Annotated in this window: 13 protein-coding genes; 5 read left to right on the top strand and 8 right to left on the bottom strand. The window is 67.9% G+C overall.

The genetic code is table 11. The features are described from left to right. Window positions 1-12: 12 nt before the first annotated feature. Window positions 13-957 (top strand): D-alanine--D-alanine ligase family protein, encoded by a 945-nt coding sequence (locus tag LX88_RS05100; protein WP_090071997.1) that lies wholly within the window; start codon window positions 13-15, stop codon window positions 955-957. Window positions 958-1,044: 87 nt separating this feature from the next. Here LX88_RS05100 and LX88_RS05105 read toward each other — a convergent pair whose 3' ends face one another. The 8 genes from LX88_RS05105 to rpmH all read right to left on the bottom strand — a co-directional run bounded on the left by LX88_RS05105 (window position 1,045) and on the right by rpmH (window position 7,242). Next, window positions 1,045-2,013 (bottom strand): ParB/RepB/Spo0J family partition protein, encoded by a 969-nt coding sequence (locus LX88_RS05105; RefSeq protein ID WP_258946662.1) that lies wholly within the window; start codon window positions 2,011-2,013, stop codon window positions 1,045-1,047. Continuing rightward, window positions 2,010-2,885, bottom strand: coding sequence for a ParA family protein (locus LX88_RS05110; protein WP_245983842.1), 876 nt, complete (start codon window positions 2,883-2,885; stop codon window positions 2,010-2,012). Before LX88_RS05110 ends, LX88_RS05105 begins: the two co-directional genes overlap by 4 nt. Window positions 2,886-2,977: 92 nt before the next feature. Continuing rightward, window positions 2,978-3,625 carry a 16S rRNA (guanine(527)-N(7))-methyltransferase RsmG gene (rsmG, locus tag LX88_RS05115; RefSeq protein ID WP_258947610.1) on the bottom strand — a complete coding sequence of 216 codons (648 nt, stop codon included), beginning with the start codon at window positions 3,623-3,625 and terminating at the stop codon, window positions 2,978-2,980. Between the two features lie 1,220 nt (window positions 3,626-4,845). Then, window positions 4,846-5,409: a Jag family protein gene (locus tag LX88_RS05120; protein ID WP_090072001.1), complete on the bottom strand. Its 564-nt coding sequence runs from the start codon at window positions 5,407-5,409 to the stop codon at window positions 4,846-4,848. A 30-nt stretch (window positions 5,410-5,439) separates the two neighbouring features. Beyond that, window positions 5,440-6,471, bottom strand: coding sequence for a membrane protein insertase YidC (gene yidC, locus LX88_RS05125; RefSeq protein WP_090072002.1), 1,032 nt, complete (start codon window positions 6,469-6,471; stop codon window positions 5,440-5,442). A gap of 5 nt (window positions 6,472-6,476) precedes the next feature. Continuing rightward, entirely contained in the window at window positions 6,477-6,734 is a 258-nt protein-coding gene (gene yidD, locus LX88_RS05130) for a membrane protein insertion efficiency factor YidD (RefSeq protein ID WP_030480223.1), read from the bottom strand. Continuing rightward, window positions 6,731-7,072, bottom strand: a complete 342-nt coding sequence (gene rnpA, locus LX88_RS05135) for a ribonuclease P protein component (RefSeq protein ID WP_090006634.1) — start codon at window positions 7,070-7,072, stop codon at window positions 6,731-6,733. Before rnpA ends, yidD begins: the two co-directional genes overlap by 4 nt. 26 nt (window positions 7,073-7,098) lie before the next feature. After that, window positions 7,099-7,242, bottom strand: a complete 144-nt coding sequence (rpmH, locus tag LX88_RS05140) for a 50S ribosomal protein L34 (protein WP_030465619.1) — start codon at window positions 7,240-7,242, stop codon at window positions 7,099-7,101. A gap of 346 nt (window positions 7,243-7,588) precedes the next feature. Here rpmH and dnaA point away from each other — a divergent pair, with 346 nt between their 5' ends. The 4 genes from dnaA (at window position 7,589) to recF (ending at window position 13,157) form a co-directional block, all read left to right on the top strand. Next, a complete protein-coding gene (gene dnaA / locus LX88_RS05145) occupies window positions 7,589-9,187 on the top strand; it encodes a chromosomal replication initiator protein DnaA (protein WP_258946663.1) in 1,599 nt (532 codons plus the stop codon). A 775-nt stretch (window positions 9,188-9,962) separates the two neighbouring features. Next, window positions 9,963-11,087 (top strand): DNA polymerase III subunit beta, encoded by a 1,125-nt coding sequence (gene dnaN / locus LX88_RS05150; protein WP_090072005.1) that lies wholly within the window; start codon window positions 9,963-9,965, stop codon window positions 11,085-11,087. A 43-nt stretch (window positions 11,088-11,130) separates the two neighbouring features. Then, window positions 11,131-12,045 (top strand): phosphogluconate dehydrogenase (NAD(+)-dependent, decarboxylating), encoded by a 915-nt coding sequence (gene gnd, locus LX88_RS05155; RefSeq protein WP_258946664.1) that lies wholly within the window; start codon window positions 11,131-11,133, stop codon window positions 12,043-12,045. A gap of 5 nt (window positions 12,046-12,050) precedes the next feature. Next, complete coding sequence (gene recF / locus LX88_RS05160) at window positions 12,051-13,157, top strand: DNA replication/repair protein RecF (RefSeq protein WP_090072008.1); 1,107 nt, start codon at window positions 12,051-12,053, stop codon at window positions 13,155-13,157. The last annotated feature ends 89 nt before the right edge of the window (window positions 13,158-13,246 follow it).

Here is a 13,246-nt window from a genome sequence, read left to right on the forward strand (position 1 = left end):
TGGAGTTCTGCTGTGGCTGACCGCATGGTCGCTGTGCTGTCCGGTGGGCTTTCCCACGAACGTGAAGTCTCGATCCGCTCCGGCCGCCGGCTGTCGGCCGCCCTGCGGTCTGTGGGCGTGACGGTGGAGGAGTGGGACGCTGACGCGTCTCTGCTGACGCGTCTTCGGGACCACCGTCCGGACGCCGTCGTCGTCGCGCTGCACGGCGGTGAGGGCGAGAACGGTTCGGTGCAGGCGATTCTCGAGATGTTCGGCGTGCCGTACGTGGGCACGGACTCGCGGGCGTGCCGGCGGGCGTGGGACAAGCCGACCGCGAAGGCCGAGCTCGCCCGTGCCGGACTGGCGACGCCGGAGTGGATCGTGCTGCCCCACGCGACGTTCCGGGAACTGGGTGCCAAGCCGGTGCTCGACGCGATGGTCTCGACGCTGGGGCTGCCGTTGATGCTGAAGCCGGACCAGGGTGGCTCGGCGCTGGGTGCTCAGGTCGTCCGGGACGCCGCCGAGTTGCCGCCGGCCATGGTCGGGTGCCTGGCGTACGGCGACACCGTGCTGGCCGAGCAGTTCATCTCCGGCGTGGAGGTGGCGGTCGCGGTGGTCGACGGTCCGGAGGGTCCGTACGCGCTGCCGGCCGTCGAGATCGTTCCGGAGACCGGGGTCTACGACTACACCGCCCGGTACACGGCGGGGCTGACGGACTTCCACGCGCCGGCTCGGTTGGACGCGGCCTCGGCCAAGGCGGTGGGGGAGCTCGCGGTGGCGGCGCACCGGCTGCTCGGGTTGCGGGACGTGTCGCGGACCGACGCCATCGTGGCCGAGGACGGCACCGTCTACTTCCTCGAAGTGAACGTGTCGCCGGGACTGACCGAGACGTCGCTCCTGCCGATGGCCGTCGAGGCGGCGGGGCAGTCGCTGGGCGAGATCTACGCCGGTCTGATCGAGCGCGCTGTCGCTCGTTGATCTCTTGCATAGGTGACGCCCCGTATCCATTTGAATGCGGGGCGTCATCGTCACCGTGACATAAGGCCCTGGTGTGATCCTATGGGCTTACTCCGATGTCCGAATTGTCGTTTCTGGGCTCATCATGCCGATGATCCTTTGAAGATCATCAACTGACCCGAATTCGACCACGATCCGGCCTTTTCGCTGCCCGAGCTCGACCTTCACTCGGGTGTCGAAGTTGTCGGAGAGGCGCTCGGCGAGCTCCTGCAGACCGGGCGCGTGCAGCTGCTTGCGCGGGGCGGCCTTCTCCTTCTTCGGCTTCTCGTTCTTGGCGATCGTCACCGCTTCTTCGGTCGCGCGGACCGACATGCCCTCGGCGATGATCCGTGCCGCGAGGTCTTCCTGCGCTCCCGCGTCGTCCAGACCGAGGAGTGCCCGCGCGTGACCGGCGCTCAGCACGCCGGCCGCGACCCGTCGCTGAACGGGGAGGGGGAGCTTCAGCAGCCGGATGGTGTTCGTGACGACGGGGCGGCTGCGGCCGATGCGGTCCGCGAGTTCCTCGTGCGTGACACCGAACTCCTGCAGCAGCTGCTGGTACGCCGCCGCCTCTTCGAGCGGGTTGAGCTGAACGCGGTGGATGTTCTCCAGCAGCGCGTCGCGCAGCATGACGTCGTCGGCGGTCTGCCGCACGATGGCCGGAATCGTCTTGAGCCCGGCCTGCTGCGTGGCCCGCCACCGGCGCTCGCCCATGACGAGCTCGAAGGTGTCCGCGGTCAGCTCGCGGACCACGATCGGCTGCATGAGCCCGAACTCCTTGATGGAGAACGAGAGCTCGTCGATCGCATCCTGGTCGAACACCTGGCGCGGCTGCTTGGCGTTCGTCCTGATCGCCGTGACCGCGATCTCGCGGTAGAAGGCGCCCGCGACCTCACCACCAGGCTGCTGGGTCAGAGTCTTGGTGGACCCGTTGCCGCCCATCGCGGGCCGGATCGTGCTCGGCGCACCGGCCGGCGGACCCTGCGGGATGAGTGCGGCCAGACCGCGCCCGAGCCCGCCCTTGCGCTGCTCCGTCATGCGCCCTCCTTCTTGGCCCCGCGGATCGCGATCTCCTTGGCTGCGTCGAGGTAACTCATCGACCCACGCGAGCCCGGGTCGTACGTCAGCACCGTCTGCCCGAATCCCGGCGCCTCGGAGACCTTCACGCTGCGCGGAATCACCGTCCGGAGGGCGACGTCGCCGAAGTGACCGCGCACCTCACTGGTCACCTGGTCCGCGAGCTTCGTGCGTCCGTCGTACATGGTGAGGAGGATCGTGGAGATCGCGAGGTCGGGGTTGAGGTGCTGCTGCACGAGCTCGATGTTGCGGATCAGCTGGCTCAGCCCCTCCAGCGCGTAGTACTCGCACTGAATGGGGATCAGCACCTCCTGCGCCGCGACCATCGCGTTGACGGTCAGCAGACCGAGGCTCGGCGGGCAGTCGATGAAGACGTAGTCGGGCTGCAGCTGGTCGAGCGCCTCGGAGGAGAGCGCCTCCTTGAGCCGCGACTCACGCGCCACCATCGAGACGAGCTCGATCTCGGCACCCGCGAGGTCGATCGTCGCGGGCACGCAGAAGAGGTTCGGCGACGTCGGGCTGACCTGAGCCGCCTCGGCGATGGAGATCTCGCCGAGCAACACCTCGTAGACGGACGGCGTGCCGCTGCGGTGCTCGACGGAGAGCGCCGTGCTGGCGTTGCCCTGCGGGTCGAGGTCGATCACGAGCGTCTTGAGTCCGTGAATGGCGAGCGCCGCGGCGAGGTTCACCGTGCTCGTCGTCTTGCCGACGCCACCCTTCTGGTTGGCGACGGTCATCACCCGGCGATGAGTCGGGCGGGGGAGCAGTGACTCGTCGGGGTGCAGCACGCTTGCCGCACGAGCCGCCTCTTCTGCAATCGGGGTCCACACCACGGCGCTGTCATCTCCGTTGTTGGTCGGCTTGGCTTTGTGTTTGGAGGGCGTTTCACGTGGAACATCGGCTGCGTGGAACTCCGGGTACACGCTCAACGAACCCTCCGCATCTGGCGCTCCACGATGAGCACCGTCGTCGGCACCTCAAGTACATCCGCTCCCACGACGACGACATGTGCGTTGGCACCCCCGGCTTTGAGCACCGCCTCGCCGTCGCGTTCCAGCTCCTCCTGCGCACGCTCGCCCTTGAGCGCGATCATCCGCCCGCCACCTCGGAGAAGCGGCAGGCACCACTTCGTCAGCTTCTCCAGCGGAGCCACCGCCCGCGCCGTCGCGGCGTCGCAGTTCAACAACTGCTTGCGAACCGGCCCTTCCTCCGCACGACCCCGGAGGATCGTCACGTTGTCGAGCTGGAGCCGTTCCTTCACTTCCTCGAGCCACGCGATGCGGCGCGCCATCGGCTCGAGAAGCGTGATCCTCAGGTCGGGCCGCACAATGGCGAGCGGCACCCCCGGCAACCCGGCCCCCGAGCCCACGTCGACGACACGTTCGTTCGGCAGGAACAGCTCCTCGATCACCGCCGAGTTCAGCACGTGCCGATCCCAAATCTTCTCGACTTCACGAGGACCGATAAGTCCGCGCTCCACGCCGTGCTCCTCCAGGAGCCTGACGAACTCGGCGGCACGCTCAACGTGCTCACCGAAGACGAGCTTCGCGCTGTCGGGCAACTCCCCGGCCATGTTCTCCGTCCGCGTTTCACGTGAAACCACGCGGCGCGGTGTCCCGGCGGCCGGTGGAAGAGCTGGCGAATGCCAGGGGACCATCATGACGGATCGACCGCGTGCGGCGCCAAATCCTGAGCGCCGTTTCACGTGAAACTTGGGGAAAGTTGCGTTGGTTGCTCTGTGCCGCCGCTCGGATTGGTCGTTCCTGCGGGTCTTCGTAGTCGGGTGAGTTCTTGTTGGGGATGCGCGAGGTGGAGCGGGGAGGCTTGGTGATTGATCGCGGAGGTTTGAGGACGATGCCGGCTGCGGCGGAGTAGGAGAATGACTGGCTGCTTGATGGGTGGGCGTGTGTCTCGCTGATCGTGGGTTGATGCGCCCACTTGGCCTGGTTGCGGGCGGCTGTTTCACGTGGAACGCGTTGAGGGTGGCGTACGAGAGCGGCTCGGATTGGCTGGTTGCGGGTGTGTCGTGCGGACAGGTCGGCTTGCATGGGCTTGTCGTGTTTAGCGGGATGGTCGCTGCCGCGCGGGCGGTCGCCTTGCTTGGGCGGGCGGTTAGGGGCGTGCGGGTCGGCTTGCCTTGGCTTGTCGCGTTCCAGCGGGGTGCTCACCGATGCGCTCGGGTCACCTTGCGAAGGCGGGCGCGTAGGCAGCGCACGGGTCGGCTTGCGTGGGCATGTCGCGTTCCAGCGGAGTGGTCGCCTGCCGTGCGGGCGGTCGCCTTGCGTGGGTGGTTGCTCAGGCAGTATCGGGCCGGTGCGGGTCATCGCCGCTGCGCGTCGATAGCGATTGGGGCTTGACCTTGAGCCTCTGGCGGGATGCTTGACGGCCGGGAAAAGGCCGGGCTGAAAAGCGCCCGGCCGTGCCCATGAGGAGAGCATCCCGCCCACTCAAGGTAAAGCCCGATTGCGCAGTGCGTGGGTCACCACCGCTTCACCGGCAGGTAGAGGTTCACACGCCTCGGCTTCGCCCTTGCCGCTGGCGGCAGGGACGGCTCGGCTTCGCCGTTGCCCTGCGCGCAGGGAGGGACGCCTCGGCTTCGCCTTTGCGTTGCGGCAGGGTGGCTTGCCTCCGGCGTTGCCCTGACCGTGCGGGAAGTCTCCTTGAGGTGCCGCGCGTGTCGACAAGTCGCTAGCAGATGCTGCGGCCCTCATTGGGCTTGTGCGTGTCTTGGTTGGGACAGCAAACGGCCCCTGGTTCCGGAAGGAACCAGGGGCCGTGAGTGATGCGAGACCGTCAGGGCTTGGGGAAGATGATGACCCGGCGCTGCGGCTCTTCGCCTTCACTCTCGCTGTGCACGCCCGCGACCGCGGCGACGGCGTCGTGGACGACCTTGCGCTCGAACGGGGTCATGGGGTGCAGGCGGGCGCGTTCGCCTGAGGCGGCCACCTTTTCTGCGGTGGTCTTGCCCATCTCCGCCAGTTCTGCTCGGCGGCCCGCTCGCCACTGGGCGATGTCCAGCATGAGGCGGGAGCGGACTCCCGTTTCCTGCTGGACTGCGAGGCGGGTGAGTTCCTGGAGCGATTCGAGGACGTTGCCTCGGGGGCCCACCAGCTTGGCGAGGTCTTCGCCGCCGTCGATGCTGACGATGGCCCGGCCGCTTTCCACGTCCAGGTCGATGTCGCCGTCGTAGTCCAGCAGGTCCAGCAGGCGCTCGAGGTAGTCGCCCGCGATGTCGCCTTCCTGGACGAGCAGGTCCTCGGTCTTGCTCTGCGACTGCGGCTCGGCCGTGGTCTCGGACTCGGCTGCGGCCTCCGACGACGCCTCCACGTCGTCGGTCGCCTGCAAGGTCTCCGACACGATGTCTCCTCTCCGGGGCAACGCCCGAAATCAGCGGCGCTTCTTGCTGCCCGGCTTCTTGCTGGTGGATCGGCCTGGGGTCAGGCCGGGGATCTCGGTGTTCGCGTTGCCGTTCGTGGCGTCGTCCGTCGAGGCCTTCGGCGGTCCGCTCGGGCCCGCGGTCGGCATGCGCTTGGCGCCGTTGGCCGGCTTGGCTCCGGGGGCGGGCTTCTTCGGGTTGACCGGCTTCGCGCCCGGCTTCGGAGCGAGGGCCTGGCGGGTCTCGACGACCGTGGCCTTCTTCTCCTCTTCCTCTGAGTCGATGCGCTTGTAGACGAAGTGCTGCTGGCCGAGGGTCCACGCGTTGTTGGACAGCCAGTACAGCAGGATCGCGACGGGGAAGAAGAAGCCGCCGGCGAGGACGCCCAGGGGGAAGATCCAGAGCGTCAGCTTGTTCATGATGGCCGTCTGCGGGTTGTCCAGCGCGGCCTGGTTCTGGCGGGCGACCGAGTGACGGGCCGTGAAGTGGGTCGCGATGGACGCCACGATCATCAGCGGCACCGACAGCAGGATGACGTTCAGGCGCTCGGTGCCGTACTGGGCCAGCTGGTCGCCGGGCATCGTGATGAACGTCGAGAGGTTCGTGCCGAAGAGCTTGGCGTTGACGAACGAGTCGACGCCCTGCTTGTCGAAGAAGTAGACCTCGCCCCAGCCGGGCTTGAACGAGCGCAGCACGTGGAACAAACCGATGAACACCGGGATCTGCACCAGCATCGGCAGGCAGCCGCCGAGCGGGTTGACGCCGTGCTCGGACTGCAGCTTCTGCATCTCCTGCGCCTGGCGCTGGCGGTCGTTCGGGAACTTCTTCTTGATCTTCTGCATCTCCGGCGCGAACTCCTGCATCTTTCGCATGGAGCGCACCTGGCCGACGAACGGCTTGAAGAGGATGGCGCGGAGGGTGAAGACCAGGAAGATGACGGCCAGTGCCCAGGCGAAGCCGCTCGACTCACCGAAGACCTTGCCGAACACCCAGTGCCAACACCACAAGATGAAGGACACCGGGTAGTAGATGAAGTTGAGCACGGGAGCTACTCCTCGGTGGATACGTCGGGGACCTGCCGCCTCGGCGGAACGGGGTCCAGGCCTCCAGGGTGCCAGGGTCCGCAGCGCAGCAACCGGCGGATGGTCAGCCAGGTTCCTCGAAGTGCGCCGTGGACTGTCAGGGCTTCCACCGCGTACGCGCTGCAACTCGGGTAGAAGCGGCAGGTCGGCGGCAGCAGCGGCGAGATGAACTTCCGGTAGAAGTGCACCGGCAGCAGCGCGACCTTCGCGGGCAACGTGGTCATCGCAGCACCTTGCGCAGGGCAGAAGAGAAATCGGCGGCGAGCTCGGAACTCGACGCCTCGGCTGCTGGAGCCAACGCCCGGACCACGACGAGAGTTCCCGGCGGCATCTCTGCCAGGGCGGGACGCACCACGTGGCGCAGGCGCCTGTAGACGCGGTGGCGGACCACCGAGTTGCCCACCGCCTTGCTCACGACGAAGCCCACCTTGGACGAATCCAAGGTGGGCACGTCAGGCTTCAAGACGTGGACGACCAACCGGGGTCGTCCGGCGCGGCGGCCTCTGCGGACCACCAGGCCGAAGTCCTGGCTGCGGGTGAGCCGGGCGGCCGGTGGTAGCACGACGACGCTGCGCTTACCGGCCGCGGTCAGGCGGACAGAGTCGCACGGCCCTTGCTGCGGCGCGCGGCCAGAATGGCGCGGCCGGCGCGGGTCCGCATGCGCAGCCGGAAGCCGTGCGTCTTCGCGCGGCGGCGGTTGTTGGGCTGGAAGGTGCGCTTACCCTTGCTCACGGTCGGTCTCCCGGTGCTTCACTGCTGACAAAGCCTTGTGGTTGTCCCCGACGGCAGTGGACGTAGGCGCGCGAAAGGCGCCCGTCGCAAGCGGGAGACTCGTACGAGGGTACGCATGCCCGGGTGCGCCGACCAAATCGGGGTGGGCCACGCCACGTCTTGTGAGGCGTGCCGGGCCTTGTTACCGTTCGTCCTTCGCGCTGCCGGGGCTGGCGTGGGAGCCGCCACCGACCGGCAACACAACGCACCTTTTAGTGCACAGTTGTGGATAACTCTGTGGATACCTCTATTCTCCGTGTCCACGTGTGGAGTATTTGGCTCCGGTGGAGGGGAGGGGAGCGCGGAGGTGTCGAACCAGCAGGTCGATCTTGGTCTCGTGTGGGCCGAGGTGGTGCAGGAACTGGCGACCAGCCACCTGTCCCCCCAGCAGCGCGCGTGGATGAGGGTCACCCGTCCTATCGGTTTGCTGGATGGAACGGCACTGCTCGCTGCTCCCAGTGACTTCGCGAAGGAAGCGATCGAACGCGCACTGCGCGATCCGATCACCGCGGCGCTGTCCCGCAGGCTGGGCCGGACCGTCTCCCTGGCGGTGAAGGTCGACTCGCCGGAGCCGGTGAGTCCCGTGAGCCCGCCGACCACGCCGATCCCGCTCCACGGCATCCAGCCCGTGGCGCCGGTCCAGATCCCGCCGGCTCCTGGCATTGCGAACGGCGACACGCCCGGCTCCGTGATCACGGACGACGTGGCCGGAGCCGACGGTGCGGAGGAAGAGGTCGACGAGGCCGGCGACGCGCTTGCCGCCGTCACCGAGATCTGGCCGACGTTCAACACCGCCAACGCGGCGGTCGGCGCGGCGTCGAACGCGAACCTCCCGTACACGCGGCCCGCGAACCCGTCGCCGTCGCAGACCCGGCTGAACGAGAAGTACAACTTCGACACGTTCGTCATCGGCGCCTCGAACCGGTTCGCGCACGCCGCGGCCGTCGCGGTGGCCGAGGCTCCCGCCAGGGCGTACAACCCGCTCTTCATCTGGGGCGAGAGCGGCCTCGGCAAGACGCACCTGCTGCACGCCGTCGGGCACTACGCCCAGCGCCTGTTCCCCGGCATGCGCGTGCGGTACGTGTCGACCGAGGAGTTCACCAACGACTTCATCAACTCGCTGCGTGACGACCGCAAGGTCGCCTTCCAGCGCCGCTACCGGGACATCGACGTCCTACTCGTCGACGACATCCAGTTCCTGGAGGGCAAGGAAGGCACGCAGGAGGAGTTCTTCCACACGTTCAACACGCTCCACAACACGAACAAGCAGATCGTGGTGTCGAGCGACCGGCCGCCCAAGCGGCTGGAGACGCTGGAAGACCGCCTGCGCACGCGGTTCGAGTGGGGCCTGATCACGGACATCCAGCCGCCCGAGCTGGAGACCCGGATCGCGATCCTCCGCAAGAAGGCGGCCCAGGACCGGCTCGCGGCCCCGGCCGACGTGCTGGAGTTCATCGCCTCCCGCATCGAGCGGAACATCCGCGAGCTCGAAGGCGCGCTCATCCGCGTCACGGCGTTCGCGTCGCTCAACCGGCAGCCGGTCGACATCCAGCTCGCCGAGATCGTGCTGCGCGACCTGATCCCGGACTCGCACGCGCCGGAGATCACCGCACCGATGATCATGGCGGTCACCGCCGAGTTCTTCCAGGTCTCGATGGACGACCTGTGCGGCCCCGGCAAGACGAAGGCGCTCGCGCAGGCACGGCAGATCTCCATGTACCTGTGCCGCGAACTGACCGACCTGTCGCTGCCGAAGATCGGCCAGACGTTCGGCGGCCGCGACCACACGACGGTCATGCACGCGGACAAGAAGATCCGCAAGGAGATGGCCGAGCGCCGGCGGATCTACGACCAGGTGCAGGAGCTGACGTCGCGCATCAAGCAGCGCGCCCGCCACACTCCCTGATCCACCTGGGTGGCAACGAAGGGGTCCTCCATCGCGGAGGGCCCCTTTTTCGCGTGCCCGAAACGCAGCGGGCGACCGGACCCCACGGCGCCCTGGAACGCGACCTGGGAGTGCGAGACGGACACCCGGGGACGCGGCCGCGGCTCGACGGCCAACACCCGGGGACGACTTCGACGCAACGATGGGACTGCATCAGCACGTGCGGCTCCAACCACCACCACGCGCCGCACACGTACCCAGGTAGACGAGGCTCGATCCGCCCGGCGGCGAAGCTTTCTGTTCGCCCGCTGCACTCGAAGGGGTGGGGACAACTGGAAAAGTCTGTGGCCCCGGCCACGATCTGGCCACAGAAGCCTGTTGAACACCCGGGTACAACTGGCCCACACCCGGGGACGCACCCGGGGACAACTGTGGACGATCTGTGGATCGAGGCCTGTGCACAACTGGTTGTCCCCGGGTGGGCCGATCTGTCCCCGGGTGTTGTCCCCCCTTAGTCCACATGGTGGGTGACACCTTGACCAGCATGTTCAAGGGCTGTCCCCACAATCCACAACCCTTACTGTTACTGCTGTTTGATCTCTTCTAGGAAGAACTCAAAAGCAAAACAGCGTGGACAACTCCCGGGGATCGGTGGCCGAACCCCGAAGTGACGGGAAGGGCCAGGACGCTCTAACGTTGGCGCTCCGCACCTCGGTCAGCCGAGGTCGAGGCTCCCTGACCCCCACTGGCACGTTGTCGTGGTCGGGCTTGTCGACTGTCGAGGAAAGGACGCCTCATGAAGATCCGCGTCGAACGCGACGGCCTGGCCGACGCAGTCGCCTGGGTCGCTCGAAGCCTTCCGTCCCGTCCACCGGTCCCCGTGCTGGGCGGCGTGCTGCTCGACGCGGAGTCGGACGACTCGCTGACGGTCTCCGGGTTCGACTACGAGGTCTCCGCCCAGGTCGGTGTCCCGGCGACGATCGCCGACGGTGGCCGCGCCCTGGTCTCCGGGCGTCTTCTCGCCGACATCACCAAGGCGCTGCCGAACCACCCCGTCGAGATCGCGGTCGACGGCTCTCGAATGATGATCAGCTGCGGCAGTGCCAGGTTCAGCCTCCCGACGATGCCGGTCGAGGACTACCCGGCCCTGCCGTCGATGCCCCAGTTGATCGGTGAGCTCCCCGGCGAGGTCTTCGGTGAGGCGGTCAGCCAGGTCGCCGTCGCGGCCGGCAAGGACGACACGCTCCCGATGCTGACCGGCGTCCGCGTCGAGATCGGCGAGGGCAAGCTGACCCTCGTCGCCACCGACCGGTTCCGGCTCGCCATGAGGGAGTTCCCCTGGGAGCCGGACGCAACCCTCGGCGAGGTCGCGGTCCTCGTCCCGGCCCGCACCCTCGGTGACGCGGCCAAGACGCTCGGCTCGTCCGGCGCCAAGGTCGAGATGTCGCTCGCGGCCAACGACGGACTGCTCGGCCTCTCCGGCTCCGGCAAGCGGACCACCACCCGCCTGCTCGACGCGGACTTCCCGAAGTACCGCCAGTTGCTGCCCTCCGAGCACAGCGCCGCGGCGATCATCGACATCGACGCGCTGCAGCAGGCGATCAAGCGCGTGTCGCTCGTCGCCGAGCGCGGCACGCAGGTGCGCCTCGAGTTCGTCGACGGTGGTCTTCGTCTCTCCGCCGGTGGCGACGACGAGGGTTCGGCCGAGGAAGAGCTCCCGGTCGAGTACACCGGCGACGCGGTCACCATCGCGTTCAACCCGGGCTACCTGCTCGACGGACTCGGTGCGGTCCGCACCCAGAAAGTCCACTTGTCCTTCACCACACCCAGCCGACCGGCGTTGCTGAAGCCGGTGGACGAGGATGGGAACGTGGCGCCGGGCTACCTGTACCTGCTCATGCCCGTTCGCCTTCCCGGCTGAGAAGACCCTTACCGGGTACCAGAAGAACGTAGGGGAGAACACCGTGCAGCTCGGACTCGTCGGCCTCGGCAAGATGGGTTTCAACATGCGCGAGCGGGTGCGCCGGGCCGGTCACGAGGTGATCGGCTACGACCGCAACCCCGAGGTCAGCGACTCGGAGTCGTTGGCGGACATGGTGTCCAAGCTCGAAGCGCCGCGCGTGGTGTGGGTGATGGTGCCCGCCGGCGACATCACTCGTAACACCGTCAAGGAGCTGTCCGAGCTCCTGTCACCGGGCGACCTCGTCGTCGACGGTGGCAACTCCAAGTTCACCGACGACCGGGTCCACGCGGACCTGTTGGCGGAGAAGGAGATCGGCTACCTCGACTGCGGCGTGTCCGGCGGTGTGTGGGGCCTCGAGAACGGCTACGCGCTGATGGTCGGCGGCGACGCCGCGCACGTCGAGCAGGCGATGCCGATCTTCGACGCGCTGCGTCCCGACGGTCCGCGCGAGGAAGGCTTCGCGCACGCGGGCAAGGTCGGCGCCGGCCACTACTCGAAGATGGTGCACAACGGCATCGAGTACGGCCTGATGCAGGCGTACGCCGAGGGCTTCGAACTGCTCGACAAGACCGACGTCGTGGACAACGTGCCCGCGGTGATCTCGGCCTGGCAGCGCGGAACCGTCGTGCGGTCGTGGCTGCTCGACCTGCTGGTGCGCGCGCTGGAGTCCGACCCGGAGCTCGACGACCTGCGCGGGTACGTCGAGGACTCGGGCGAGGGCCGGTGGACCGTCGAGGAGGGCATCAACAACGCGGTGCCGCTCCCGGTGATCTCCGCCGCCCTCTTCGCGCGGTTCCAGTCGCGGCAGGAGGACTCGCCCGCGATGCGTGCGGTCGCCGCGCTGCGCAACCAGTTCGGTGGTCACTCGGTGCACCTCGCCGGACCGTCGTCCGGCGCCGGCAGCACCCAGGGCTAGCGAGAGTGCACGTCAGACACCTCCAGGTCAGCGACTTCCGGTCGTGGGAGCTCGCCGACCTGGAGCTCGAACCCGGCGCGTCAGTGCTCGTCGGGCGCAACGGCCAGGGCAAGACGAACCTGGTCGAGGCGCTCGGGTACGTGGCGACGCTGGGTTCGCACCGCGTCTCCACCGACGCGCCGCTGATCCGACACGGCGCCCAGCGCGCCGTCGTGCGGGCGGCCGTGGTCAACGACGACCGCGAGCTGCTCGTCGAACTGGAGATCACCGCCGGCAAGTCGAACCGGGCGCGGATCAACCGGGGTCCGGTGCCGCGTCCGCGTGACGTGCTCGGGATCCTGCGCACCGTGTTGTTCGCACCGGAGGACCTCTCTCTCGTGCGGGGCGATCCGAGCGACCGGCGGCGGTTCCTCGACGAGATGCTCGTGCTGCGCACACCGCGTTATGCCGGTGTACGCAGTGACTACGACCGTGTCCTGAAGCAGCGCAGCGCGTTGTTGAAGACGGTGAAGCACTCGCGATCGGCGGACCTCTCGACGCTCGACGTCTGGGACGGGCACCTCGCCAAGCACGGCGCGGAGCTGCTGGCGGCGCGGTTGAAGCTGATCCGCGACATGGCGGACCACGTGACATCGGCATACGCGGAGGTCGCTCCGGAGTCCCGTCCGGCGCTCATCGCCTACCGGTCGAGCGTCGGCGACCTGCCGGAGGACCGGGAGAGCATCGAGGACCTGCTGCTGGCCGAGCTCGACCGGGTGCGGCGGCAGGAGATCGAACGGGGCGTGTGCCTCGTCGGTCCCCACCGCGACGACCTGGACCTGACGCTCGGCGAACTGCCCGCGAAGGGTTACGCCAGTCACGGAGAGTCATGGTCTTTCGCGCTCGCCCTGCGGCTCGGCGGATACGAACTGATGCGTGTCGACGGCATCGAACCGGTGCTCGTGCTGGACGATGTGTTCGCGGAACTCGACCGCGGCCGGCGTCGGCAACTGGCGAAGGTGGCGGCCGCCGCCGAGCAGGTGCTGATCACCGCCGCGGTGGCGGAGGACGTTCCGGACGAGCTGGTCGGTGCCCGGTTCGAGGTCCACGGCGGGGAGGTGCGGCGTGTCTGACTCGGAGGCTGACTCTCGGGGTTCAAAGCCCCCACATGTAGCTCGATCGGGTGTGTCTGCCCACACATCTGGGGACAAGTCTGTGGATG

The organism is Lentzea californiensis (genome assembly GCF_024648825.1).
Taxonomy (GTDB): Bacteria; Actinomycetota; Actinomycetes; order Mycobacteriales; family Pseudonocardiaceae; genus Lentzea; species Lentzea californiensis.